The following is a 25,604-nucleotide window of genomic DNA, read 5'->3' as shown; positions in this document are numbered from 1 at the left end:
CGATGTGACGCTTGCGCCCGTTGATCTTCTTTCCCGCGTCGAAGCCACGAATTCCGCCGCTTTCCGTGGTCTTGACCGATTGGCTGTCGATCACGCCCGCCGTCGGGCTCGCTTCCCGACCCTCAGCCTCGCGCGCCGCCATGACGAGGCTGTTGCTGATGGTCCGCAACAAGCCCGCCTCACGCCAGCGATAGAAGTACTTCTGCACCGTTGAAAAGGGTGGGAAGTCTTTCGGCAGCAATCGCCACGCGCCGCCCGACGAGGCGAGGTAAAGAAGGGCGTTCACGACCTCGCGCAGGTCTGTCTTGCGCGGCCGGCCGATGCGGCTCGCCGACGGCATCATTGGCGCAATCAGCACCCACTCTGCATCGGTCAGATCGCTTGCGTAGCGGGCGCAACGCCGCTCATAATGCGCACAGGTGATTTCAGTCCAGGCCATCGTGATCTCCATCGAATCTCGCAAATCCGACAGAATCACAACCTGCTGATCACTCAACTCTTTTTGGAACGGACACTAAGGCGGAAGGCCGCACTTGATATCGCTATCCTATTGGCGCCCCATCGGGTTCCCGGATTGAGCAAGTCCGGATCACTATTTTATGCCGCTGCCAGCGTTGTGTCGGCCATGTGCACGCGCGCTGCCGATGCCAGCAGGTCGGTCTGGGTGATCAGCCCAATAATGCGTCGCTCGGTATCGACGATGACCACGGCATGGCTGCGGCCGTCGGTGAGCACCGGCAGCAGGCTCATCGCCGGCGTATCGGGAGAGGCGGTGCTAGCCTTCGACATCACAGCCCTCACCGTGTCGGTCGCCTTCGTCAGCTCGCGCAGGCCAACTACACCGACCAGCCCGCCCTCGGCGTCGGTCACCGGCAGCGTCCGGATGTTGTGATCGAGCAGCAAATGACGCGCCTGGTCGGCAGGCGCATGTTCATCGACCGAAATCACATCGCGCGACATGATGTCCTCGCACAGCAGGGTCCGGTGGGAGCGCACCATCGCCTGCAACTCGACCTGCCGTAGCAGCCGCTCAAGATCGTTGCGGTCGATATCGAAGGTTTCCTCCAGCGCGCCGAGCGCGGCATCGATATCCTCGGGCTGGAAGCCGACCCGCTCCCGCGCGGGCGGATCGATGGTTCCATGCGCGCTTTTAAGGGCGGGGGCCGCCACATGCGGATAGTTGCGCCACGACAGTTTATGGATGCCGTAGCCGAGTGTGACCAGCACGATCGAGTTCAGCGCTACCGGAACGAAGGGAAACAGCAAGCCCGAGCTGAGGACGGCCGGTCCGCCGAACACCGCAGTTAAGGCGGCGGCGCCACCCGGCGGATGCAGGCAGCGCGTGAACGACATGGCGGCGATGGCCAGCGCCACCGCAATGCCGGTAGCAAGAACGGGTTCATGCACGAAATGCGCCACGGTCACCCCGACCAGCGCCGAAATCGTATTGCCACCGATAATCGACCAAGGTTGCGCCAGCGGGCTTGAAGGCACGGCAAAGAGCAGCACGGCCGATGCTCCCATTGGAGCAACCAGCAGTGCGACATGTGGGCCAGACCCGTTCGCCAGCGCACTGATCACGCCAGTCAATGCGATGCCGATCATGGCCCCGATGCAGGCGAGCAGCCGCTCGCGCAGCGTTGCACCGGCAAGGATCGGAACAAAGAGACGAAACGCCATGGCATACCCTTGGGCGAGTGGTCGGAACTCCGCGCTCCGCAATGCAGGCAAAGCCACAGATTTGGAAGTTAAGCCAATTCGGAAAGCCGGCTCACGGGGGAATACTTTTGCGCGAAACGGCCATTGCCAAATGGGTGCAGACATTTTGATCAGCCAGAGGAGGCGGACGGCACGCTGATCCGCTCGAGCGCAGCTAGAGGCCAAGGGCTGTCGTGCCGCGGGCAGCCGGAAACGGGGATGGTCGGAGGTCGAGCTGGGATGGACACTAAGGAATTCAGAGGCTTCGAAAAGCGTGCTGACAATGTCGGCATGGCAAGACAAATCAGGCCCTTGTCGCTCCACTTCCGAGGCGAACTCCAGCGGAGTACGGCTTCTACGCGGTGCTTGGTCTGCCTGTCCTTGCCACCATCGGATTCGTTGGCTGCTGAAACGTCCACCAGTAGCCGCTGAGAAGACGACTGCCGCCAGTGCCGTCGTGGAACCGCTATATGACGGCGGCGTGGTTACAGAGCCGGCTCGTGTCGATCGGGCGGGGGAGCCTGATGTGACGTACATGGTCCAGAAAGTGGCCAATGAAGGTGCTGGCATCGTCAACGTGATCAGGTCACGTAATAGCGGTAACACAACCGCGACCACGAGCCTCTCAGGCGTTCGATAAGGCGGGAAAATCCGATCGCCGGACCAAGCGCGATTCCGCCACACTGCCACACACGAAACCGATCAGGTCACGTTCCAGGCTCGCCAGAAGATTGGAGCCGAGGCCACCTCGGCTGAACTCTGCCATGCCGCGGGCCGCCACCTCTCCCAGCCGCGGTAGAAAACGTGGGTCAGCAGCGCCGGCATGGGCGAGCAACTCCCAAATCGCGAGCAGCGCCATCGGCACCGCAAGCGGCCGCAGATGTCGGCCGATGAAGTGGAAGGGCGGCGGTGCGATGGAAGCGACGTGCGACAGCCTAACCCGACCTGCAATCGTGATCCGGCTCATCGTGGGTCTCCGGACGCCAGCGTTGCAGATGGTTTTAGGCAAGCGTGAGCAGGCCGTGGATCACCAATCCGGTCAGGCCGACCACGATCATGGCCGAAAGAACGAGTTCCAATTGAAAGAGCTGACAATCATAGGCCATCAGGCATCGGAGACCTTCGAACGATGCGATGAGTTCTACCGCAACCAGGGTCTGCCAGCGTTGGCAAGGCCTTCTCGCAGCCCGGTCAAGATCGACGGCACGGCGGAAGGCAGCACGATCATCGTGAGTTTCGACCAGCGGTTGAACGAAAGGACACGGCCAGACCCCGTCTCACGACGACGCCGTTGCGCTTCGCCGCCATCAGGCTGGGTAGAGGACTTGCACGTCTAAAGCTGTCGATCATGCTCGGCACACAAAAAAGGGCGGCATTGCTGCCGCCCTTTCCGCTGTAGGTTGATAGGGGCTGGATTAGAAATCCATACCGCCCATGCCGCCCATGCCACCGCCGGGCATACCAGCCGGCATGCCGCCGCCAGCCGACTCCTTCTTCGGAGCCTCGGCGATCATAGCTTCGGTGGTGACCAGCAGGCCGGCGACCGAGGCCGCGTCCTGCAGAGCCGTGCGCACAACCTTGACCGGATCGACGATACCCATGGCGATCATGTCGCCATATTCGCCGGTCTGGGCGTTGAAGCCGAAGGTCGCGCCCTTGTTCTCAAGGATCTTGCCGGCAACGATCGATGCTTCCGCACCGGCGTTGGCCGCGATCTGGCGGGCCGGAGCCTGCAGCGCGCGACGCACGATTGCGATGCCGGCGGCCTGGTCGGAGTTAGCGCCGGTGACGGTGATGGCCAGCGAAGCGCGCAGCAGGGCGACGCCGCCGCCGGGAACGATGCCTTCTTCGACGGCGGCACGGGTCGCGTTGAGGGCGTCATCGACGCGGTCCTTCTTTTCCTTGACTTCCACTTCGGTCGCACCGCCGACGCGGATGACGGCAACGCCGCCCGCCAGCTTGGCGAGACGTTCCTGCAGCTTCTCCTTGTCGTAGTCCGAGGTGGTCTCCTCGATCTGCTGCTTGATCTGGGCGACGCGGCCCTGGATTTCTTCCTTCTTGCCGGCGCCGTCGACGATGGTGGTGTTCTCCTTGGAGATCGACACCTTCTTGGCGCGGCCGAGCATGTTCAGGCCGACATTCTCGAGCTTGATGCCGAGGTCTTCGGAGATGACCTGGCCACCGGTGAGGATAGCGATGTCTTCCAGCATGGCCTTGCGACGATCACCGAAGCCAGGCGCCTTGACGGCGGCGATCTTCAGGCCGCCACGCAGCTTGTTGACGACGAGCGTGGCCAGGGCCTCGCCCTCGACGTCTTCCGAAATGATGACCAGCGGCTTCGAGGTCTGCACGACAGCCTCGAGGATCGGCAGCATGGCCTGCAGGTTGGAGAGCTTCTTCTCGTGGAGAAGAATGTAGGCGTCTTCCAGATCCGCAACCATCTTCTCGGCGTTGGTGACGAAGTAGGGCGAGAGATAACCGCGGTCGAACTGCATGCCTTCGACGACTTCGAGCTCGGTCTCGGCGGTCTTGGCTTCCTCGACGGTGATGACGCCCTCATTGCCGACCTTCTGCATCGCTTCCGCGATCATCGAGCCGACCGAAACGTCGCCATTGCCGGCGATGGTGCCGACCTGGGCAACCTCTTCCGAGGTCTTGATCTTCTTGGCGTTCTTGATCAGCGTCGCGACGACGTCGGCGACGGCGAGGTCGATGCCGCGCTTGAGGTCCATCGGGTTCATGCCGGCGGCAACCGACTTGTGGCCTTCCTGGACGATCGACTGTGCCAGAACGGTCGCGGTCGTAGTGCCGTCGCCGGCGATGTCGTTGGTCTTCGAAGCAACTTCGCGGACCATCTGCGCGCCCATGTTTTCGAACTTGTCCTCAAGCTCGATTTCCTTGGCGACGGTGACGCCGTCCTTGGTGATGCGCGGTGCGCCGAACGACTTGTCGATGACGACGTTGCGGCCTTTGGGGCCGAGCGTGACCTTCACCGCGTCGGCGAGGATGTTGACGCCGCGCAGCATGCGCTCACGAGCGTCACGGGAGAATTTTACGTCTTTGGCAGCCATTTGTTACTCCTGGGCATTTCGCCCGAAATTCAGATTGGATGGTGCGGATGAAAGGCGGCGGCCGTGTCAGCCGATGACGCCCATGATGTCCGCTTCCTTCATGATCAGAAGGTCTTCGCCGTTGAGCTTGACTTCGGTGCCCGACCACTTGCCGAACAGGATGCGGTCGCCGGCCTTGACGTCCAGCGGGACGAGCTTGCCGACCTCGTCACGGGCGCCGGAACCGACGGCGATGATCTCGCCTTCCTGCGGCTTTTCCTTAGCCGTATCGGGGATGATGATCCCGCCGGCGGTCTTCGCTTCGGACTCGACGCGGCGAACGACCACGCGGTCATGCAGCGGCCGGAAATTCGACTTTGCCATTTTTGGATTTCCCTGGTGCGGATGTTGAACGGTTCTCCGTTGCCGGAGCGTGGTTAGCACTCACCAGAAGCGAGTGCTAACGCGGCAGTGAGATAGGCCGTAGGCTCCTGCTAGTCAAGACGGAAGAGGGACGGGCGAAGAGCAAAAGAGCGTGGAAGCACCGAGCCTTTTACGTGAACGACGTCGGAGATCGGACATGGATGAGGCGGCTCACCATTTGTAATTGAAGGCTTTATTCATTTGGCACGATAGGTGCAGCGGATGATCCGCAAACGTTGCGCGCGACAAATATGAGAGGTGAGCGCCATCAGGACTCTTGCGGTTAACGGGTCCACTCGGTCTTTACGGTGTTGGCCGCCGCGCGGGCGCCAGGACTCCGGCCACCCGATGGTCACCAATCCAATCTGCGGAGAACAGGAAGCAAGATGAGAGGGACAGTCAGCATGAACTCGAATTTGAAATGTTTGGCCAAAGCAACTGCCATCGCCTTGCTCTGGACGGTCACGGCTACGTCGGCGGACGAACGAAATCGAGGACGTGCGCCTTGTCTATGCGCCCGCGCTCGGCATCGGTAACTTCGGCGGCGAAACGGACAATTGGATGTGGCCGCGCCACACAGGCGACTTCGGCTTTTGTCGCGCCTATGTCGCTCCTGATGGTTCCTCCCGGCCATATGCGCGCGACAATGTGCCTTACCGGCCGAAGAGTTGGCTACCCATAGCCTGTGAAGGCGTCAAGGAAGGCGACTTTGTGATGGTCGCCGGCTTTCCCGGCGCAACCCACCAGTTCCTGACGGCGGATGAAGTCCGGTTCAACTTCGCGCAATTCGAACCGCGGTTGCAGCGTTCGCTCTCGGATTATGCCGCCCAGATCAACCAGGCAACGGCAGGCAATCGCCAGGCGCAGATCCATCGACCGCCCGCTTCACAAATGGCTCGGCCTAAAACGCATGGGAAAAGCAGGAAAGGCAACAGATCGGCACCAGAATGAATATGGCCGCGCGAACTGACAGACGCGCCAACAATCGGCATCTCGCATGGTCGGTGGCACTGGACGTGGCGCCCACCCTGCTGGCGCGACTGGGTTTCGCTGGCGAAAAAACTTCCGCGTGTCTCTGTGCGATCCATCCCGCTTGCGCGTGCCTAGTCAACCAAAAAACTGACCATCTGCAGGATCAGGATCAGCAAACAAAAGCCAAAGGCAGATACCAAAACAGCTGCCAGCAGGACGATGCGTTGTTTCTTACCCACAGTTCCCCCCGAGCGAGACCGTGGGTTCGGACGGTCCGAAGAATTTCTCGTTATAATCGAATTGATTATAAGGGTATATTTCTACGTTGAGTATAAAGGATGTCAAGCCCGCGCCAGCGGCAATTTTGTCCGGGCGACCGCCGTTTCGTCGAGGACATGGTGGCGGAAGCGATAAAGCTTCGCCGGCCGGCCGCCGGTATCAAAAGCACTTTCGTCGGTCTCCTCCACCAGTTCCTGCTGCTCCATCCAACCGGCGAAAGTTCTGCTGAAGCGCCCCTGCCTATGTAATCGTCAACGCCGTCCGCGTCAGCGCATTGCCATCGGCGAGAAGCCGACGACATTGTTGATGACGAACGTAACGATCCGCGGCTTCAGAGAGGAATGTGCGCTTCGTCCAGATGGATGGAGTTGCAGACAATGATCTGGTCGTCTGGCTGGCAGGTCCGGGCGGCCGCGCCGTTGAGGATGCAGCATCGAGAGCCGCGCTCGCCGAGGATGACATAGGTCGAGATGCGCGCGCCGGAAGTCCTGCTCCATGTCTCCACGAATCCATTGGCAAGGATCCCGGCTTCTTCGCAGTAGTCACGGTCGAGCGTTATCGAACCGTGGCAGTTGAGGTTTGCTTCGGTGACGTGGATGCGTGCAGCTTGCCGGCGACTATTTTTCGCATTGGTCCCGTTGTCCTATTCATCTCACAGAGCCAGTCCTGATGTTGAGCAGCTTCGCTGGGCTAAATCCCGACGACGAGCGCCCCGCCGCTGAGTCCCGCACCTGCCGCCGCCAGGAGTATTTTCTCGCCCGGCCGAAACGGCTCCGCTTGATTGGCGAGCGACAGTGAGAGCGGGATCGTCGCGGCCGAAGAGTTGCCGTATTCGGCAATCGTCTTGACAATTGCTTGATCCGCTATGCCGAGGTTACTCCCGACAGCATCGAAAATGCGAGCATTGGCCTGATGCGGCACGAACCGGTCGACATCCTGTGGTCGCACTCCGGCAGCGGCTAGCGCGCTTATCGAGCAATCGGTCATCATCTCGACGGCCTTTGCGAACACTTCGCGGCCGTCGGTCATCGTCATTCGGGTTTGCGCGAGGTCGAGGTCACCGTGGAACGGCTTGTTGCTTCCTCCTGCGGGAATCTGGATCAGCCCGTATCGCGAGCCGTCCGAATCCACGGAGGCACCGAGAATCCCCCGATCAGTATCCTCGCACGGACCGATCACGAGGGCGCCGGCGGCATCGGCAAACAGCACGGCGCTGGCGCGCTCAGAGGGATTGATGCGCCGGCTGAGGATATTGGCGGCGATAACAAGGCTCGCTTTGCCGTGCAGGCGGGTAAATCCGTCCGCAAACATCAGCGCATAGATGAAGCCGGCGCAGGCGCCGGTCAGATCGACAGCGCCGGCGCGGCCAAGCCCCAGCCGATGTGCGACCAGGGGCGCGCTGGGCGGCAGGAGGTGATCGGGCGTCGAGGTGGCAAGCAGCAGCAGACCGATGTCGTGGCGCGAAATGCCGGCGCTGGCCAGCGCCATGGCGCCGGCCTGGGCAGCAAGACCAGACAGCGTGTCTTCGTCCGTTGCCCAGAAGCGCGACCGGATTCCAGTACGCCGCTCGATCCAGCCCGGTTCCAGGCCGAGATTGTTCTCGATTTCGGCATTCGTCACCTTTCGGCCAGGCGCATGATGGCCAAACCCGAGAAGGCGCGACAACCTGCTCATGGGCTCGAACCGAAGCGTTCGCCGGCCTCCTCGATCGCGTCATGGAGCCGATCGAGCTCGTCGCCGGTGACGCAATAGGGAGGCATGAGATAAAGGACATTGCCGAGCGGGCGCACAAGCAGGCCGAGCTCGAGGAAAAAGGCCCGCAGCTTAGGTCCGATCTCGGCCAGATAGCCGGCAGAGCCGGCGCGCAGGTCGAGAGCCAGGATCGTGCCGATCGCGCGGCTGTCGGTGAAGTTGGCATTGTCGCGAAAGCGTCGAAACCCGGCGGCCTGCCTCGCGCTCAGGGTGGCGATCCGCTCGGCCACCGGCTCGTCACGCCAGATCTCGACATTGGCGAGTGCTGCCGCGCAGGCAATCGGATTGGCCGTGTAGGAACTCGAGTGGAAAAACGTCTTCTTCCGGTCCTCGGAATAGTGAGCCTGGAAGATGGCATCGGTGGCGAGTGTGGCGGCCAGCGGGATTGCGCCACCGGTCAGGCCCTTCGAGGTGCACAGCATGTCCGGAGAGATGTTCGCCTGCTCGCAGGCGAACATGGTTCCGGTACGCCCCCACCCGGTCATCACCTCGTCGGCGATCAGCAGCGTGCCCGAGGCCTCAGTGATCCTCTTCAATTCGGACAGAACCGATGCCGGATACATCAGCATGCCGCCGGCGCCAAGCACCAGCGGCTCGACGATCAGCGCAGCGGCGCGCTGGTCGCGGCTGAGGGCCTCGAAACGATCTAGCGTTTCCTGTTCGCGCCCGGCGGCAGGGAAGGGAATGGTGTCGACCTCGAACAGCAAGGGTTCGTAGGCGGCGTTGAACACACCGCGGGCACCGACGCTCATCGTGCCGATCGTGTCGCCATGATAGCTGTGCTCCATGACGACGATGCGCGAGCGCGGCGCGCCGATGTTGCGGAAATAGCCGAGCGCCATCTTCAGCGCGACTTCGACGGCGGTCGAGCCGCTGTCGGAATAGAACACCCGGTCGAGGCCGGCGGGTGCGAGGTCGACAAGCGCCCTGGCCAGCCGTTCGGCCGGCTCGTGGGTGAAGCCCGCAAAGATGATCTGATCGAGGCTCGACGCGGTCGTCTCGATGGCCTTCATGATGCGGGGATGGCGGTGGCCATGGGTGACGACCCACCAGGAGGAAATGGCGTCCAGAATGCGCGCTCCGTCGGCCTTGTGGAGATAGGCCCCTTCAGTCAGCAGGATTTTAGGGGTCGAAGGCTCGAGCGCGTGCTGGGTGAAGGGATGCCACACACGGGAATGCGACATCACTCGCCTCCGGCAATCAAAGCGAGGTCGAAGCCGGCAATCATCGCTTGTCTCAGCGTTTTGTCCGTCAGCGGATCGAGGTGCGGCAGCCTGCCGAGTTGCGGCACGTCGCCGAATTCCACGATCGTCCGTTGCGTATCGGTCATCTCATCGCCGATGAAGGCGATGCCAGCCAGCGGGATAGCGCGCGCCCGCAGGGCCTCGATCGACAGCAGGGTGTGATTGATTGTTCCGAGCGCGGTGCGGGCGCACAGAATGACCGGCAACTGCCATTGCTCGAATATGTCGATGAACCTTGTCCGGCGGTTCAGCGGCACCATCAGCCCGCCGGCGCCTTCGATGACGAGCGGTGTCGGCAGGACCGGAAACGAAAGATCGGCAGCCTCGATCGAAACGTCGTCGATTTCGGCCGAACGATGCGGCGAAAGCGGGCTCTTCAAGCGGTAGGCTTCCGGCAGCACGCGCCCCGACGGCAGCCCGGCAAGTCGCGCAACCGCCTCGCTGTCGGTCTCGCCGTCGAGGCCCGATTGCACCGGCTTCCAGTAGAAACCGTCAAGCAGGCCGGCAAGCCCGGCCGAAAACACCGTCTTGCCAATTCCGGTGTCTGTTCCGGTGATGACGATGCGCTTGGTCATGTCGCCTCCGGTCATGTCTGGGCCAACACCTCGACGAGCGCCTCGACCATGGCGGAAATGTCGGCTTCGCCGATATTGAGCGTCAGCGAAATGCGCAGGCGCGACGTGCCCTCGGGCACGGTCGGCGGACGAATGCCGCGTATGTCGAAGCCGCGGGCCTGCAGGCGCGCCGCCACTGCCATGGTGCGCCTGACATCGCCGATCACCAAGGGCTGGATCTGAGAGCCACTTGGTATCACGCCGCAGCGATCGACCAATTGGCGGCCTGCGAGGGCGACGCGTTCATGCAGCTGAAAACGCCGCCTAGGCTCGTCGGCGAGCATTGCGAGCGCTTCGCGCGCCGCGACCGCCATGAGCGGCGAGGGCGCGGTGGCGTAGATGAATGGCCGGCAACGGTTGATCAGATACTCGCACAGTGTCCTCGGCCCGGTCACGAGCCCACCAGATGCGCCGAGCGCCTTGCCGCAGGTGTGGAGCGCGACGATGTTGTCGCGGCCCTCGAAAGCGGCGGCCAGTCCCCGGCCGTCCGGTCCCCAGACGCCGGTCGCGTGCGCCTCGTCAATGACGATGAATGCGTTGTGCCGATCGGCAAGCGCGGCCAGGCTCTCCAAAGGCGCGCAGTCGCCATCCATGCTGTATAGGCTTTCCACCGCAATCCAGACGCATCCCATGCCGCCTTCGGCGCGCCAACGCTTGATCGCGTCCTCGACAGCATCGACGTCGTTGTGCGCGGCCAGCTTGAACTCGGCACGTCCGGCCTGTGCCCCCTCATGCATGCTGGCATGGGCGAGCTCATCGAGGACCAAAAGGTCGCCCTTCTGCGGCAGCGCAGTCAGCAGAGCGAAGTTGGCGATGTAGCCGCTGCCGAAGAACAGCGCGCGGTCGGCTCCAAAGAATGCCGCCGCGTCTGCCTCGAGCTGCTCGTGTTCCGGCGCATTGCCGCGCAACAGCCGCGACCCGGTGGCGCCAACCGGCGTGCCACGCGCAATCGCCGCCGCAACCGCTTCGCCAAGTCTTTTGGAGGCGGCAAGCCCGAGATAGTCGTTCGACGAGAAGTCGCGCCCGGCGCACGGCTTCAGCGTCCGCAGCCGGTCCTTGCGCGCCAGTCCCTGCAAGGTCGCCTCATAGCGGGCAAGCGGTGCCCCGTTCATTGCGCCTCGAGTTCCATCGGCTCGATGCCAAGGCGCCGGAACAGCAGGGTATCCTTGTCCTCACCGGGATTGTCCGCCGTCAGCAGCGTGTCGCCGACGAAGATCGAGTTGGCGCCGGCAAAAAAGCACAGCGCCTGCATCTCGTCGGTCATGGCCGTACGGCCGGCGGAAAGACGGATATGCGATTTCGGCATCATGATGCGCGCCAGCGCGATTACGCGCACGAATTCGATCGGCTCGATCGGCTTGGCTTCGGCAAGCGGGGTGCCGGGGATCGGGATCAGCATGTTGATCGGAACGCTTTGCGGATGTTCCGGCAGGTTGGCCAGCGTCACCAGCATGCCGATCCGGTCCACCGGCTCCTCGCCCATGCCGACAATGCCGCCGCAGCAGACCTTGATGCCGGATTGGCGAACGTGCTCGAGCGTCTCGAGCCGCTCGGCAAAGCTGCGCGTGCTGATGATCTCGCTATAGTAGCGTTCCGATGTATCGATGTTGTGGTTGTAAAAGTCGAGACCAGCCTGCTTCAGTCGAGCGGCTTGCTCAAGATCGAGCATGCCGAGCGTCATGCAGGTCTCCATGCCCAGCGCCTTGACGCCTTCGACCATCGCCACCACCGCATCCATGTCGCGCGCCTTGGGGTTTCGCCAGGCCGCGCCCATGCAATAGCGGGTGGCGCCGGCGTCACGCGCTTTCTTCGCTTCGGCGACGACGTGCCGGACCTCCATCAGCTTCGACGCCTTCAGGCCGGTCTCGTGCTGCGCCGACTGGCTGCAATAGCCGCAATCCTCCGGGCATCCGCCCGTCTTGATGCTGAGCAGCCGGCTGAGCTGGACCTTGTTTGGATCGAAATTCTGGCGGTGCACGGTTTGCGCGAGGAAGAGGAGATTGTTGAAGGGGGCATCGTGAAGTGCCCGAGCCTTCTCCAGGGTCCACGCTCCAGGGTCAGGGGATTGAGCCTGTGGCGATGTCTGCGTTGGACTGGCTGTTTGCATGTCCATGCTGTTCCTCCGGTTCTGCCTTGCTTTGCTGTCTGATTGATGACGATCGGAAAGGACAGTTGATTCGATCCTGTTCGTCCCTCAGGCAATCATGGGCCCCAATAGTCGAGGCCGATATCCAGGATCGGCGCGCTGTGGGTCAGTCGGCCGACTGAAATCAGATCAACGCCGGTCGCGGCAATCGCTCGCGCTGTATCGGATGCGATCCCGCCAGAAGCCTCGGTGATAGCACGGCCGCCAACGATTGCGACGGCGCGGCGAAGATCGGCGAGGGACATGTTGTCGAGCAGAACCGCATCGGGAGCGAAGCCAAGTACCTCCTCCAACTGGGCCAGCGTATCGACCTCGACTTCGATCTTGACGAGATGACCGGCCCGTCTTCGTGCTCGCTCGAGCGCCGGGCGAACGCCGCCTGCGATGGCGATGTGGTTGTCCTTGATCAGAATTGCGTCGTCGAGGCCGAAGCGGTGATTGGATCCGCCACCTGCGCGCACGGCATATTTTTCGACTGCCCGCAATCCGGGCGTCGTCTTGCGCGTGCAGACGATCTTCGCGCCATATCCACGAACCGCAGCGACGATCGATGCCGTTGCTGTAGCGATGCCGCTCAGATGACAGAGAAAATTGAGCGCCGTCCGTTCGGCTGTGAGAATGGCCCGGGCCGGACCACTCACCGTTGCAATGACCTCTCCATCCATGACATTGCAGCCGTCTGCCCGCTCCACCGAGATTTCGACATCAGGATCAATCAAGCGGAAAGCGAGCATCGCCAGATCGAGGCCGGCGACAACTCCGGACTGGCGCGCCGCCAGCACGGTTCCCGCTTGGTGTGCCTTCGGCACGATGGCCTCCGTGGTCAAGTCGCCGGCTCTGCCAAGGTCTTCAAGAAGAGCTGCCCTTACAAGCGGCTCAAGCATGACCGTGGGAAGCGGTGAGAGCGTCATCACTTTGCCCCTTCGAGGCTTGGCGAGTTTCCGAGTTCCCGCGCAGCGGCCAAGGCGGCTTCGAGGGTGATTTCGGACCGTCGGGCGACAGTCGCATGATGAGGAAAATCTGTCCGGTAATGAGCGCCGCGGCTTTCTTGGCGCAACAAGGCGGCAACCGCGATCATTAGCCCGACAGCCGCCGCATCCGAGGCCGCGTCCTGGCTTTCGGCGAGCGGCAATAAGGCACGTGCGGCTGCTTTCAGACCTTCACCATCCCGGACGATGCCCAGTGCACGCGACAGGAAAACACGCACGGGTATCGGAGCGGGCGATGGGTAAACGTCGGCAACCGCAGGCCTTGTTCTGCGAGCAGGCGTTCCGGCGACACTTTCAGCGACCCAGCGCGCGCACACGACGGCCTCGGTCAAGGAATTGCTGGCGAGCCTGTTGGCGCCATGCAGTCCTGTCGAAGCGACTTCGCCGCAGGCCCACAGCCCCTTGACGGACGTCCTACCGGAGCCGTCCACGGCAACGCCACCCATGTGATAGTGTTGGGCCGGACGAATGGGGATGAGATCGCGCGCGGGATTGATGCCCGCTCCACGACAGGCTGATGCGATTGTCGGGAAGTGTCGAGCAAATTCCGGGCCAGGCCGTTGCCGCGCGTCGAGAAAAACACGGTGGCCGTTGGCAAGATGGTTCCAGACGGCGCGCGCCAAGACATCACGAGGCGCGAGTTCCGCCCCTGGCACGCTCTGGAGAAAAGCTTGGCCGGTTTCGTCGATCAGGGCAGCACCTTCGCCGCGGACGGCCTCGCTGAGCAGCACCATAGGGCGTTCCGGGCCGTCAAGCGCGGTCGGGTGGAACTGGATGAACTCGAGGTCGGCAAGGACAGCTCCAGCGCGGGCCGCAAGCGCCAGGCCCTGTCCACAACTGCCCGAAGGATTCGTGGTGTCGAGAAACAGTCCCCCGATCCCACCGGTGGCGAGGACGACCCGCCGTGAGCCGAAGAAGACAGGTCCTATCGAACCGCTCGCCCAGACGCCTCGGATCGCATTCTCTCGCACCGCCAGCCGGCGCGCTTCCACGCCCTCCACGACAACAATCGAGGGAGTGGAACGCACAGCCGCGATCAGGGCACGCATGATCTCACGCCCGGTGCCGTCACCATGCGCATGAACGATGCGACGTCGGCTGTGTGCGGCCTCCAATCCGAGGCACAGTGATCCTTTCGGCGTACGGTCGAAGGGAACCCCAAAGCCCGCAAGCCCCTCTATCGCCTTGGGCGCGGCTTGGAGGATGCGGCTCGCCACGTCTCTGTCGCAGAGACCATCCCCGGCGGCAAGCGTATCGGCCAGGTGCAGTGCCGGATCGTCGTCTTCGCCGAAACTTGCAGCCAGACCACCCTGTGCCCACGTGCTCGAATTGTCAGCTCCCAGCAGCGTCCTGGACAGAAGCAGCACCGGCTCCGGCGCCAGTTGAAGCGCGGTCATCAGTCCGGCGATGCCGCCGCCGATGATGATGGGCCGCCCGAAGAAGCTGCGGACATCGGCGCTCAAATTGCCAGCATCCGTTCGACCGCAAGCCGCGCGCGCCCGGCGATCCCGGGTTCGATGGTTACGATATGGTGGTTCTGCTCGAGCGCCATGCGGATGTTGGCAAGCGTGATACGCTTCATGTGCGGGCACAAATTGCAGGGCCGGATGAACTCGACCTCTGGGTGCGCTAACGCGACGTTGTCGCTCATCGAACATTCCGTCATCAGCACGACACGTGCCGGCCTTTGCCTTTCGACATAGTCGGACATGGCAGCGGTCGAGCCGGAAAAATCTGCTTCAGCCACGACGTCGGGCGGGCATTCGGGATGCGCGAGCACGATCACGCCGGAATGGCTTTCGCGCAACTCGCGGATGTCGGCCGGTGTAAAGCGCTCATGCACCTCGCAATGCCCTTTCCAGGCGATGATCTGCACATCGGTCTGGGCGGCGATATTCTGGGCCAGATATTCGTCCGGCAACATGATCACCTGGGGAACGCCAAGGGATTGGACGACCGCCTTGGCGTTGCCGGATGTACAGCAGATATCCGACTCGGCTTTCACTTCGGCCGACGTGTTGACATAAGTGATGATCGGCACGCCGGGATAACGCTGGCGCATCAAGCGCACGTCTTCTGCCGTGATCGATTCCGCCAACGAACAGCCTGCCCGCAGGTCGGGAATGAGCACCGTCTTTTGCGGATTGAGCAGCTTGGCCGTTTCGGCCATGAAATGTACGCCGGCCAGCACGATGACTTGCGCCTCGATCGTCGCAGCCGTGCGGGCCAGTGCCAAGCTGTCGCCGACGATGTCGGCCACGCAATGGAAGATCTCGGGGGTCTGATAGTTGTGCGCCAGGATGATGGCGTTGCGCTCGCGTTTCAGTGCAAGGATCGCCTCGATATCCTCGACGAAAGCCGGCCATTCGATCGGCGGGATCACTCGTCGGACGCGCTCGTAGAGAAACGCGGTCGCAGGCAGCATGGCGCTCATCGACCCCTCCAGCTTATACTCTAGTTGAAAATAACCAGCATATACTTGCTGTGAGTATAAGCGATGTCAACCCCGCGCCAGCGGCAATTTTGTCCCGGCGATGACCCTCTCGTCGAGAACGGCGTGGCGGAACCGGTAAAGCTTCGCTGGCCGGCCGCCGGTCTCCGCGGTTGCCTCTCCGGTCTCTTCGACCAGCTCCTGCTGCTCGATCAGCCGGCGAAAGTTCGGCTTACGCACGAGCCTGCCGGCAAGCGCCTCCACGGTTCGCTGCAGCTGCAAAAGCGTGAAGACCGGCGGCATCAGCTCAAAGACGACCGGCCGGTATTTGATCTTGGAGCGCAGCCGCGCAATGCCGGTCGCCACGATGCGGCGATGATCGGCGACCATAGACTTGCTGGGCACCAGCGGAGGCAGCGTCGCGTCCCGTCCGCTTCCGGCCTCTTGGACCAGGCCTGCTTCGTAGACTAACTCATAGCGTTGAAGCGTGAGTTCCTCGTTCCAAAGGCGGTCGTCGAAGCCGAAGGCTATCGTCGCCCGCTGCCAGCGTTCACGTCGCGTGGCCGCGTCGCTGACGCCGTCTGCCCATTCAATCAGGCGCGGTCGCAGAACGTCCAGCACGACCGGAGGCGTGCCGGAGCGGTGGTCCTCCCATGGAAAATATTCATACCAGCTCTGCCAGCCGCACTTGGGCGAGCCAGCTGCCTGTTCCTTGCGGGTCAATGCGAGATAGCTGATGGAGATGACGCGCTGCTGGCGCTCGGCGCCGATGCGATCCCGATCCGCGAAGGTGTAGAGTTGCTCAATATACCCCAGCGGATGGCCGGTCTGCTGCTCGACCCACCCCCTCAAACCGGATTGCAGCGATCGGTGCTCAAGCGCAAATGGTCCGGAGGGAAGGGTGTCCGCCTGGCCGATGGTGAGGACACAGGGTTCACTGTCGTTTACGGCGACGACAAAGGCGATCAGGTCCACTTTGACTTCGTCGGCCTTGACGGCGGCTCTGTCTTTCCTGGGTCCTTTTGCCTGATCGTCCATGTTCGCGAAAGTGGTTGGCCAGCTCGGGGGCGGCTGAATCGATTTAAGTGTAAGCGCGCCTGTCCGCACGTCAACACCGCACAGCTGCACGGCCATTTTTAGCTCTTCGCACTTGCACAAAAATGTGGCAAACGCGACACCCGCGGTTTGGTAACGTTGGGGAAGGAGGGTCCATTGAGTGCGTTTGGTGACACCAAGGCGATCACACTGCCGGATATTCGTTCGCGCAAAGGTGGGACGCCGCTCGTCTGCCTTACCGCCTACACGACGCCAGTCGCCCGGCTTGTCGATCCCCATTGCGATGTGGTGCTGGTCGGCGACAGCGTCGGCATGGTTCTCCACGGCCTGCCCTCGACGCTCGGTGTGACGCTGGAGATGATGATCACGCACGGCCAGGCCGTGCGCCGTGGCCTCGAGCAGGCGCTGATGGTCGTCGACCTGCCATTCGGTTCCTTCGAGGAAAGCCCCGAGCAGGCTTTCCGCAATGCCGCGCGCGTCATGGCCGAAACCGGCTGCGCGGCCGTCAAGCTCGAAGGCGGCGAAACGATGGCAGAGACGATCGGCTTCCTCGCCGCGCGCGGCGTGCCGGTCATGGCCCATGTCGGCTTGACGCCGCAGGCGATCAACACCATCGGTGGCTACCGCGTGCAGGGCAGAGGCGGGGATGCCGAACGCATCAGGCGCGACGCGCTTGCGGTGAGCGAAGCGGGCGCCTTTGCGGTCGTGCTGGAGAAGGTTCCCGAGGCGCTCGCCCGCCGGATCACCGGGGAGGTGGCGACCCCGACCATTGGCATCGGTGCCTCGGCAGCCTGTGACGGCCAGATTCTCGTCGTCGACGACATGCTGGGCCTCTTCGGCGACTTCCGGCCCAAATTCGTCAAGCGCTATGCTGAACTGGGGGAGGCCGCTGCGGCTGCGATCGCGGCCTATGCGCGGGAAGTGAAGGAGCGCCAGTTTCCGGCCGCCGAGCACGTGTTTGCCGATGCGCCCAAGCCCGCCGACGCGGACGCGGCCAAGAGCGGAGAAGCAGCGTGAGCGTGCCGATTGTCAGGAGCGTTGCCCAGCTTCGCCAAATCGTCGCCGCATGGCGCCGCGAGGGCGTGAGGATTGCCGTGGTGCCAACGATGGGCGTCCTGCATGAGGGCCATCTCAGCCTGGTGCGCGCGGCACTCGAGAAGGCCGACCGGGTGATCGTGACGCTCTTTGTCAACCCGAAGCAATTCAACAGCCAGGCCGATCTCGCCGCGTATCCGAGCACCGAGGACGAGGATGCCGCCAAGCTGGCACCGCTTGGCGCGCACCTGCTTTATGCGCCGGACGCAGAGGAGATGTATCCGGCGGCCTTCGCCACGACCGTTTCGGTGTCCGGTGTCAGCGAGGGCCTGTGCGGTGCCTTCCGGCCGGGACATTTCGATGGCGTGGCGACCGTCGTCGCCAAGCTCTTCCTGCAGACCAGCGCTGACTTCGGCTTCTTTGGCGAAAAGGACTTTCAGCAGCTTCAGCTAGTCAGGCGTATGGCCCGGGACCTGGATATTCCAATCACCATTGTTCCTTGTCCGACAGTCCGCGAAGCCGACGGTCTTGCACTATCATCGCGCAATGTCCGGCTCTCGCCAGCAGAGCGTGCTGTTGCCCCCGAGCTATCATCGGTCTTGCTCGAGACGGCTGAGCGGCTTGCCCGCGGCTCGCCCGTCCTGCCAACGCTTGCCGAAGCGCGCGCAGCAATTCTGGCTGCGGGCTATCGCGAGGTCGAATACCTGGAACTTCGCGACGAGGCAGATCTGCGACCCATGACAAGCCTTGACCGACCTGCACGCTTGCTTGTCGCGGCCTGGCTCGGCGGCATACGGCTCATAGACAACGTCAGAATATCACGGGTTTCAACAGATTAACGGGTTCTCGGCACGCGCTGTATCCGTCCGGAATCGTTTAAAACAAGGTCTCTGCCTGGCATCGAGCGATCACGGAGGTTACGCAAAGCGCAAATGCATCGCGTGTTTGAGAACTTCGTCGAGCAACTGTCTGCAAGTGTTGATGCTGCCGATCTCCGTGAGGCAATGGCATCCGCTGCAGCCGGCTTCGATTTTCCGCTATTCGCCTATTTCACTTACCCGTCGGCCTCGGGCGACGCCCCGCAATTGATCTCAAACTATCCTTCATCCTGGACATCACGTTATCTGCAACAGCGGTACCACAGTCTTGATCCGGTCATCCTGCGCGGGCTGCAAGGCTGGGATACCTTCGACTGGGGTGTGGATCGCGGTCGGCACTGTCTGCCGAATTCGCAGCAACAAATTCTGGAGAGTGCGGCTGAGTTTGGCATCCGCGGCGGCCTGACGATATCCATGCATGATCATCGCGGCCGGTTTGCTGCCCTGACCTTTGCTTCCGACGAGTCCCGGCCGCCTCTGTTGCGGTCACTGACACGTTACGAAAAAGCATTGCAGCTGGTGGCCATTAACTTTCATATCCATGTCCGGCGCAGGCTCGCCGACGATCGCGTGGTGGATGGTGTAACGCTCACCCCGCGGGAGTTCGAGTGCCTGAAATGGGCGGCGCGCGGCAAGTCGGCTTGGGTTATCAGCCAGCTTCTCGGCGTCTCAAAGCGCACCGTGACCTTTCATCTGGAAAACGCCAAGGCAAAGCTTGGCGTTCGGACGATCAACCAGGCCGTTGCACGACTGGCTGCCTCCGGCCAGGCGAGATCCTGATTGGTCGGCCACGATAGCTGTAAACCTCTACAGGCTGCATCGCTGCCGGCTTTGCCCTTCGATGGCGGGAACACATCCCGCACGGAGGCGACCATGATGCAGCTGATAACACCAGACCTTTACGACGAGTTCGCAAGCGAGCTCAAAGAGATGCACGGGCTCAGGTTTCGGGTGTTCAAGGAAAGGCTCGATTGGGAAGTTGATACCGAAGACCAGATGGAAACAGACCCGTTTGATGGTCTGAAGCCTGTCTATCTGCTCCTCAAGGGATCCGACTGGCGAATTCGCGGTTGCGTGCGTCTTTTGCCCAGCACCGGACCCACAATGTTGCGCGACACGTTCCCGGTGCTGCTGGGTGCTGACGTCGTGCCCTCGACTGCCGACATATGGGAGAGCAGTCGTTTCGCGCTCGATCTTCCTCCGTCGGCGCCCAAGGCAGCGGGCGGACTGGCCCAGGCAACCTACGAGCTCTTCGCGGGCATGATCGAGTTCGGCTTGGCCAAGGATCTGACCCGGATAGTAACGGTGACGGACACGCGCATGGAACGGATCCTTCGCCTCGCGACGTGGCCATTGTCGCGCATCGGACAACCCAAGTCCGTCGGCAAAACGGAGGCGGTGGCCGGGTTTCTCGAGATTTCCCGCGCGAGCCTTTTGCGCATCCGCAGCAGGGGACGTCTGAGCGGACCGGTACTGTGGCAACCGGTTCTAGGCCCGTCGGCATAGCGCCATTGTGGACACCTGAGCCGTGAAGGATGCTGGTCTGCCCAAGGAAGCGACGGTCGGTCTTGTATGCTGGCCGGACTGGCGTCGTCACGAAGCTTACCACTACGCCAGACGATTGCCACGCACTGCCTGGGCCTGGGAGTTTCTTCGGCGCAATCCACAATTCCAGCGCGACCACGCCAAAATGGCACCGTCCGCCTGCATTGTCGGAGCTCAGGCCGACATGAAGATAATCGAGTTGACGACAGGATCATCTTTCCTAAGACAATGGAGCCTCCTTTTTCGCGGACGCGCCACAGTCGGACGCTACGTCGGCAAGGGTCTTTTGGGATCCGCGCGACTGCGCCCGTATTCTACGAGCGGCCGCGGAGCCGGTTGGGCTCGACCACGATTTTGAACCGCTTGATCTCCCTTCGCTCTCATGCTGCAAGGACATCCTGCTGACACCTGCCGGCGTGCAGCACGTGCTGCTGAGGGAGGACTGCCGGAGTCTGCAGATCGCCCTTTCCGGTGCATCCGTTCTCCGCCCGTTGCGGCTATATGTCGACGCGATCGTGCAGCCGCAGCACCTGAAGTTCCATGTCGCTGCCCTTCAGTTCCTGAACGACATCAATGGTTGCGGCCGCCTGGCAGCTGCTTGCTTTCCGCCGGAACCCCGCGGAGCGCGTCTGCGTATCGTGCTCCAGGCTTTGGATGGCTCGCTTGCGGGAGCATCTCATCAGGAGATCGCCATTGCCCTGTTCGGGAGACGCCGTGTCGAAGAAGATTGGTCTCATCCAGGTAGCCATCTTCGCGATCAGGTGCGTCGCGCCATCCAACGTGGCCGCTACCTGATGGGCGGCGGCTATAGACAGTTCCTGATGTAATTCGGGTGACAGCTTGGTGATTGTCTTATTCGAAAACGCGCAGGCATCAATCTCCATTTCTCACTGCTATTGTGCCTTGTACAAGACGTGACACGCGCCTAGTTCTTCCGCAGCGGGAATCGGGTTTGAGTAATACGGACGAAGCACTGAGAACCAACGTTTTCGTGATAGTGCATTCATGCCCCGAGAATCCTGATGACGTTACGAACCCCGACAAAGCCGGCGCTGACTGAAACGGTCGCTGAACGTGCTCTGTGGCCTGTGCCGCCTGACTCTCGGTTTCGGCCATGCCGACCAACAGCGTATTGACAGGCCATCGCGGGCTAAACTCTACCGGCGAAAGCCGCGTCAACAGCGGCAGGCATTAAACTTGATCGGCGGCGACGATGATTATGATCAACGTGACGAACACGTGAATCATGCCGACGGCGCCGACGCTGCCGATGATGATGATGCCGATCATGCGTCGCTGATGCTGCCTAACTACAGTGCTTGTGATCATGCCGATCACCGCGTGATCACGAGCGGCGGCGCTTCGTGTCAGGTGCGTAGCCGGGATGGTCGCGCATGGCCGATTGTTCCTTCGTGCCGCGGGGTGTGGGCTTGCGTTCGGTCATGAGGGCGTCAGGCGCAACGAGAAGTTTAGATCAGGGGCTCATCCATGGGGTGGATGATAGTTATCCCTACAATCAATTGTACCAATATTACCGAATACTACTACAAGATTCCCAATGAAAGCGGCCGGATGGGTATCCGTCTCGCGTGGGCTGAAGCTGCCGGCAAGAATGGGAAGACGAACATGTGCGGGATTGTTGGCATCGTTGGGCAACAGCCGGTGTCGGATCGGTTGGTCGACGCATTGAAGCGTTTGGAATATCGCGGCTATGATTCCGCCGGCGTTGCGACGATCACCGAAGGTGCCTTGCACCGCCGGCGCGCCGAGGGCAAGCTCGTCAATCTCGAGAGGAGACTGAAGGAAGAGCCGCTGAGCGGCAACATCGGCATCGGCCACACGCGTTGGGCAACCCATGGGGCCTCGACGGAACGCAATGCGCACCCGCACTTTACCGACGGTGTCGCCGTCGTCCATAACGGGATCATCGAGAATTTCACCGAGCTGAAGGACGAATTGGCGGCGGCTGGCGCCGAGTTCCAGACCGACACCGACACCGAGGTCATCGCGCATCTCTTGGCAAGACACCGCCGGGAGGGCATGAGGCGGCAAGAGGCGATGCGTGCCATGCTGAAACGCGTCAGGGGCGCCTATGCGCTTGCCGTCCTCTTCGAAGATGATCCGTCGACCATCATGGCGGCGCGCAACGGACCACCGCTGGCGATCGGTCACGGCGACGGCGAGATGTTCCTGGGCTCCGACGCGATCGCGCTTGCTCCCTTCACCAATGAAATTACCCATCTCATCGAGGGCGACTGGGCCATTGTCGGCAATTCGGGCGCCCATATCTTCGATTTCGACGGCCATCCCGTCGAGCGTCCGCGCCATACCTCCACGGCCGCGGCCGATCTGGCCAACAAGGGCAACCATCGCCACTTCATGGAGAAGGAAATCTACGAGCAGCCCGAAGTCATCGCCCATGCTCTCCGTCACTATAGCAACATCATAGAGAATCGCGCCGACATGGTTTCTGGCATCGATTTCGCCAGGATCCCGAGCCTGGCGATCTCGGCCTGCGGGACCGCCTATCTCGCCGGACTGATCGGAAAATACTGGTTCGAGCGCTATGCGCGCCTGACGGTTGAAATCGACGTTGCGTCCGAATTCCGTTACCGCGAGATCCCGTTGTCGCCGCAGTCGGCGGCTCTTTTCATTTCGCAGTCCGGCGAAACCGCCGATACGCTCGCATCGTTGAGGTACTGCAAGGAGCGTGGGCTGAAAATTGGCGCTATCGTCAATGCCTGCGAATCGACCATCGCTCGGGAGGCCGATGCGGTCTTCCCGATCCTTGCCGGACCGGAGATTGGCGTCGCCTCCACCAAGGCGTTTACCTGCCAGCTTGCGGTTCTAGCCGCACTCGCCATCGGCGCCGCCAGAGCCCGCGGGACCGTAACCGAAGACGAGCTGCAGGCGCTCGTCAGGAGCCTCGCCGAAGTGCCGCGCGTCATGGGCCAGGTACTCAACAGCATCCAGCCGGAGATCGAGTTCCTGTCGCGCGAACTGTCAAAGTGTCGTGACGTCCTGTATCTCGGCCGTGGCACTAGTTTCCCGCTAGCCATGGAAGGTGCGCTGAAGCTCAAGGAGATTTCCTACATCCATGCCGAGGGCTATGCGGCGGGTGAATTGAAGCACGGTCCGATCGCATTGATCGACGACAACATGCCAGTGATCGTCATCGCGCCCCATGATCGCTTTTTCGACAAGACCGTCTCCAACATGCAGGAAGTGGCTGCCCGTGGAGGGCGGATTATCCTCATCACCGATGAAAAAGGGGCAGCCGCATCGAAACTCAACACCATGCACACGCTCGTGTTGCCGGCTGTCGACGAGATTATCGCGCCCATGATCTTCTCGCTGCCGATACAGCTTCTTGCCTACCACACGGCGCTCTTCATGGGCACAGACGTAGACCAGCCGCGCAATCTCGCAAAATCGGTCACGGTCGAGTGATTGTGAACCTTTATAGGTGGCGATGCTTGTCCATTTTCGCTGCATCGGCGGTGGAAATTGGTCGAAGGTATCAGCGTCCGCGAGGCTGGGTGGACGGTGCCGCGAATAGCCACTGGAGGCGTCAGTGAGAGTTCGAGTTGCTGTTCAAGAAAGCCATCGGGGAGAATGAGTCGTGTAGGATCGCAGGTCGAATGCGCTACAGCCGATCAGGCCATCTCATGGCGGGCAGGTTCTTAGAACTTGATCAAAAGCAGGTGAGCCGCCATATTCCGACCCGGCTGCCAATTTCAAGTGGCCCATTCCATGGATGAGGCCGGTCCGGCCGAATGGACGTCCATTTTTTTGATTTGCTGGGTGTGCGCCAGGGTCGGGGAGGAAATCTCCCGATTTGTCAGGCGCTCCCATCTTCTTGGAGATGTTTATGAAGGATTCGCGCATTCCCGAGCCAGTCTTGACGGCTATGTCGCAGGGGACCCACATCATCCGCGCTTATCGTGAGCACCTTGGGTATTCAATCGAGGACCTCGCGGTCGCGTGCGGGCTTGCCGCTCAGGAAATCCAAAACATCGAGCGGGGTCTAAAGTACAATAAGGGCTATCGGAATCGGATAGCGAGATCGCTGTCCATACCTGTGGGAATTCTTGAGGCAGAGTCGGACATATCGGACGCCGCCTGATCAGTCGGATAATCTGCAATGGGTGGAAGACCGCTCTTGTGATGTGACGTTTGCGGCTGATAGTCGTCGCTTGATTCCGTTGTACGCGAATGCCTTCTGGCGCAGTACCGCCAAGAGAATTCTCGTCCACTGTCCGAGTCAGGAACTGCACGCGGGCTCGCCGAACAGGAAGTTGGAACGCTTCGTCATGCTGTCTTAGGCGATATAGCCGCCCGGAGTGCTGCGACACGTGCACGATAGCATTGGCTCGCGAGGATGGATTGCTAACGGCGAACCCATGCTGGTCGGCAAGGTGATACTGGCTGGAGCATCAACTCGGCCGACGAGAGTGGCCCCCCATCCTAAGCAGGATCGGCCGACATGGCCGGCATCGCGAGCCGCTCTGAAAAGAGCACAGCGGGCATCCAGACGCTGCCGGGTTGACTATGGGTGTCGGAACCGCAAAAAGGGGCCGCTCTTCATGAGTGGCGTGCGCCGGCAGTCTAACCCCAAGCCCCCCGCCAGGCTGCCGGCGCGCTTCTAGCCGCCTTGATGCACACGATAAGCTTTTGACGGCCTGAAGCGACGTTGTGGTCGCCGTTGCGGTGCTTTTCCACGCGCCTCGTCAGGCGCCGGGATTGCTCCGTCGTGATGGCAGGCGGGGGTTTGCAGGTTGCGGTCGACGGGTTCGTTTCGGGGCGTCTGCCCCCATCGTTATGTCGCGAGTTGGGGGATGCGATCGAGGACGATGCGCAGGATGCGCTGGTCGGGGCACGATGTCGGCAGGTGCAGGCGGATTTGCGATTTCATCTCGACCACCCGCGCAGCGATTTTGATGAGGCGCAATCGCAGCGTGTCGAATTGGGCGACGGCAAAGCTCGAGCGCCTCGGCATCGCGGCCCGCAAGCCCCACATCAACCAGTAAGCACCGGCATGCAGGAATAGCCGGAACTGGTTGGCCGTCGCTCTGGTGCAGGATGTGCGGTCGGCGGCAAGATGCGTCTTCCACGACTTGATGTGGTTCTCGGCCGCGCCGCGCCGGCAGTAGACATCCTCGTAGAGCGCCTTGGCCTTCCCACCGGCAAGGTTGGTGACGACGAAGCGGATATCGCCACCTTGGGCGCCGACCTCGACCCGCGCGATGATGCGCTCGACGCGGCTCCAACTAGCGGCGCCGTCAACGAACTCCTTGAACCTGCGGACCTTGCCTGTCTTGGCCGACGCTTCGAAGCGCGCCGTCGTGCTGGCCTCCAGATCCGCGACATGCTTGCGCAGGGTCGTGGTGGGCGCGAGGCCAAAGAGGAAGTCGACGTCGTTGGCGCGGCACCAGTCGATGACCTGCGGGTTGCAATAATGGCTATCGCCGCGGAGCAGGATTCGAATGTTC

Annotated in this window: 25 protein-coding genes and 2 pseudogenes; 10 read left to right on the top strand and 17 right to left on the bottom strand. The window is 61.9% G+C overall.

Annotated elements, in window-relative coordinates:
- The 3 genes from NKH70_RS33235 to NKH70_RS33225 form a co-directional block, all read right to left on the bottom strand.
- On the bottom strand, positions 1-439 hold a 439-nt coding region (locus NKH70_RS33235; protein WP_353027271.1), incomplete at its 3' end, for an IS5 family transposase.
- A gap of 158 nt (positions 440-597) precedes the next feature.
- Complete coding sequence (locus NKH70_RS33230; RefSeq protein WP_353027269.1) at positions 598-1,680, bottom strand: HPP family protein; 1,083 nt, start codon at positions 1,678-1,680, stop codon at positions 598-600.
- A gap of 643 nt (positions 1,681-2,323) precedes the next feature.
- Positions 2,324-2,665, bottom strand: a complete 342-nt coding sequence (locus tag NKH70_RS33225; protein WP_353027268.1) for an ABC transporter permease family protein — start codon at positions 2,663-2,665, stop codon at positions 2,324-2,326.
- A 22-nt stretch (positions 2,666-2,687) separates the two neighbouring features.
- On the opposite strand from NKH70_RS33225, the gene NKH70_RS33220 reads away from it, so the two are divergent.
- Positions 2,688-3,035, top strand: a complete 348-nt coding sequence (locus NKH70_RS33220; protein ID WP_353027267.1) for a hypothetical protein — start codon at positions 2,688-2,690, stop codon at positions 3,033-3,035.
- A gap of 78 nt (positions 3,036-3,113) precedes the next feature.
- Here NKH70_RS33220 and groL read toward each other — a convergent pair whose 3' ends face one another.
- Both groL and groES read right to left on the bottom strand, forming a co-directional pair.
- Complete coding sequence (groL, locus tag NKH70_RS33215; RefSeq protein ID WP_353027266.1) at positions 3,114-4,769, bottom strand: chaperonin GroEL; 1,656 nt, start codon at positions 4,767-4,769, stop codon at positions 3,114-3,116.
- A 66-nt stretch (positions 4,770-4,835) separates the two neighbouring features.
- Positions 4,836-5,132 (bottom strand): co-chaperone GroES, encoded by a 297-nt coding sequence (gene groES / locus NKH70_RS33210; RefSeq protein WP_352458515.1) that lies wholly within the window; start codon positions 5,130-5,132, stop codon positions 4,836-4,838.
- Positions 5,133-5,609: 477 nt separating this feature from the next.
- On the opposite strand from groES, the gene NKH70_RS33205 reads away from it, so the two are divergent.
- Entirely contained in the window at positions 5,610-6,122 is a 513-nt protein-coding gene (locus NKH70_RS33205) for a S46 family peptidase (RefSeq protein ID WP_353027270.1), read from the top strand.
- 362 nt (positions 6,123-6,484) lie between these two features.
- On the opposite strand, the pseudogene NKH70_RS33200 reads toward NKH70_RS33205, so the two are convergent.
- The 11 genes and pseudogenes from NKH70_RS33200 to NKH70_RS33150 form a co-directional block, all read right to left on the bottom strand.
- A pseudogene (locus NKH70_RS33200) lies at positions 6,485-6,650 on the bottom strand (NrtR DNA-binding winged helix domain-containing protein); the annotation flags it as partial.
- Between the two features lie 71 nt (positions 6,651-6,721).
- Positions 6,722-7,052, bottom strand: a pseudogene (locus NKH70_RS33195) (aspartate 1-decarboxylase); the annotation flags it as partial.
- A 60-nt stretch (positions 7,053-7,112) separates the two neighbouring features.
- Complete coding sequence (bioZ, locus tag NKH70_RS33190; protein WP_353027264.1) at positions 7,113-8,096, bottom strand: 3-oxopimeloyl-[acyl-carrier-protein] synthase BioZ; 984 nt, start codon at positions 8,094-8,096, stop codon at positions 7,113-7,115.
- Positions 8,093-9,358 (bottom strand): adenosylmethionine--8-amino-7-oxononanoate transaminase, encoded by a 1,266-nt coding sequence (locus NKH70_RS33185; RefSeq protein ID WP_352503072.1) that lies wholly within the window; start codon positions 9,356-9,358, stop codon positions 8,093-8,095. Before NKH70_RS33185 ends, bioZ begins: the two co-directional genes overlap by 4 nt.
- Complete coding sequence (gene bioD / locus NKH70_RS33180) at positions 9,358-9,993, bottom strand: dethiobiotin synthase (RefSeq protein WP_023679599.1); 636 nt, start codon at positions 9,991-9,993, stop codon at positions 9,358-9,360. The genes NKH70_RS33185 and bioD overlap by 1 nt, the downstream gene beginning before the upstream one ends.
- Before the next feature lie 11 nt (positions 9,994-10,004).
- On the bottom strand, positions 10,005-11,144 hold the full coding sequence (locus NKH70_RS33175) for an 8-amino-7-oxononanoate synthase (protein WP_352779626.1): 1,140 nt from the start codon (positions 11,142-11,144) through the stop codon (positions 10,005-10,007).
- Positions 11,141-12,139 carry a biotin synthase BioB gene (gene bioB / locus NKH70_RS33170; RefSeq protein ID WP_352484180.1) on the bottom strand — a complete coding sequence of 333 codons (999 nt, stop codon included), beginning with the start codon at positions 12,137-12,139 and terminating at the stop codon, positions 11,141-11,143. The genes NKH70_RS33175 and bioB overlap by 4 nt, the downstream gene beginning before the upstream one ends.
- Positions 12,140-12,234: 95 nt before the next feature.
- Positions 12,235-13,089: a carboxylating nicotinate-nucleotide diphosphorylase gene (gene nadC / locus NKH70_RS33165; protein WP_352484146.1), complete on the bottom strand. Its 855-nt coding sequence runs from the start codon at positions 13,087-13,089 to the stop codon at positions 12,235-12,237.
- Positions 13,089-14,630, bottom strand: coding sequence for an L-aspartate oxidase (locus NKH70_RS33160; protein WP_352474697.1), 1,542 nt, complete (start codon positions 14,628-14,630; stop codon positions 13,089-13,091). Before NKH70_RS33160 ends, nadC begins: the two co-directional genes overlap by 1 nt.
- Entirely contained in the window at positions 14,627-15,601 is a 975-nt protein-coding gene (nadA, locus tag NKH70_RS33155) for a quinolinate synthase NadA (protein WP_352474698.1), read from the bottom strand. The genes NKH70_RS33160 and nadA overlap by 4 nt, the downstream gene beginning before the upstream one ends.
- Before the next feature lie 66 nt (positions 15,602-15,667).
- Positions 15,668-16,636 (bottom strand): NUDIX hydrolase, encoded by a 969-nt coding sequence (locus NKH70_RS33150; RefSeq protein WP_023722073.1) that lies wholly within the window; start codon positions 16,634-16,636, stop codon positions 15,668-15,670.
- A gap of 174 nt (positions 16,637-16,810) precedes the next feature.
- Between NKH70_RS33150 and panB the strand changes: the two genes are divergently transcribed.
- From panB to NKH70_RS33110, 8 genes are all read left to right on the top strand, one after another.
- Complete coding sequence (gene panB / locus NKH70_RS33145) at positions 16,811-17,671, top strand: 3-methyl-2-oxobutanoate hydroxymethyltransferase (RefSeq protein WP_352975251.1); 861 nt, start codon at positions 16,811-16,813, stop codon at positions 17,669-17,671.
- Positions 17,668-18,528, top strand: coding sequence for a pantoate--beta-alanine ligase (gene panC, locus NKH70_RS33140; RefSeq protein ID WP_353027263.1), 861 nt, complete (start codon positions 17,668-17,670; stop codon positions 18,526-18,528). Before panB ends, panC begins: the two co-directional genes overlap by 4 nt.
- A 93-nt stretch (positions 18,529-18,621) precedes the next feature.
- Positions 18,622-19,347 carry a LuxR family transcriptional regulator gene (locus NKH70_RS33135; protein ID WP_353027262.1) on the top strand — a complete coding sequence of 242 codons (726 nt, stop codon included), beginning with the start codon at positions 18,622-18,624 and terminating at the stop codon, positions 19,345-19,347.
- A gap of 93 nt (positions 19,348-19,440) precedes the next feature.
- The gene (locus NKH70_RS33130) at positions 19,441-20,073 is read left to right on the top strand and encodes an acyl-homoserine-lactone synthase (RefSeq protein WP_352453545.1); all 633 of its coding nucleotides are present in this window, start codon (positions 19,441-19,443) and stop codon (positions 20,071-20,073) included.
- Between the two features lie 22 nt (positions 20,074-20,095).
- Complete coding sequence (locus NKH70_RS33125) at positions 20,096-20,470, top strand: transcriptional regulator domain-containing protein (protein ID WP_352484151.1); 375 nt, start codon at positions 20,096-20,098, stop codon at positions 20,468-20,470.
- A 58-nt stretch (positions 20,471-20,528) separates the two neighbouring features.
- Complete coding sequence (locus tag NKH70_RS33120; protein WP_084643024.1) at positions 20,529-20,939, top strand: DNA -binding domain-containing protein; 411 nt, start codon at positions 20,529-20,531, stop codon at positions 20,937-20,939.
- Between the two features lie 799 nt (positions 20,940-21,738).
- A complete protein-coding gene (gene glmS / locus NKH70_RS33115; protein ID WP_353027261.1) occupies positions 21,739-23,562 on the top strand; it encodes a glutamine--fructose-6-phosphate transaminase (isomerizing) in 1,824 nt (607 codons plus the stop codon).
- A 415-nt stretch (positions 23,563-23,977) separates the two neighbouring features.
- Positions 23,978-24,238, top strand: a complete 261-nt coding sequence (locus NKH70_RS33110; protein ID WP_352496595.1) for a helix-turn-helix domain-containing protein — start codon at positions 23,978-23,980, stop codon at positions 24,236-24,238.
- 693 nt (positions 24,239-24,931) lie between these two features.
- On the opposite strand, the gene NKH70_RS33105 is transcribed toward NKH70_RS33110, so the two are convergent.
- Positions 24,932-25,604, bottom strand: a 673-nt coding sequence (locus NKH70_RS33105) for an IS1380 family transposase (RefSeq protein ID WP_353027260.1), incomplete at its 5' end; no start/stop codon positions are given.

The organism is Mesorhizobium sp. M0991, assembly GCF_040318915.1.
Taxonomy (GTDB): Bacteria; Pseudomonadota; Alphaproteobacteria; order Rhizobiales; family Rhizobiaceae; genus Mesorhizobium.
This window is presented reverse-complemented; position numbering and strand designations above follow the sequence as displayed.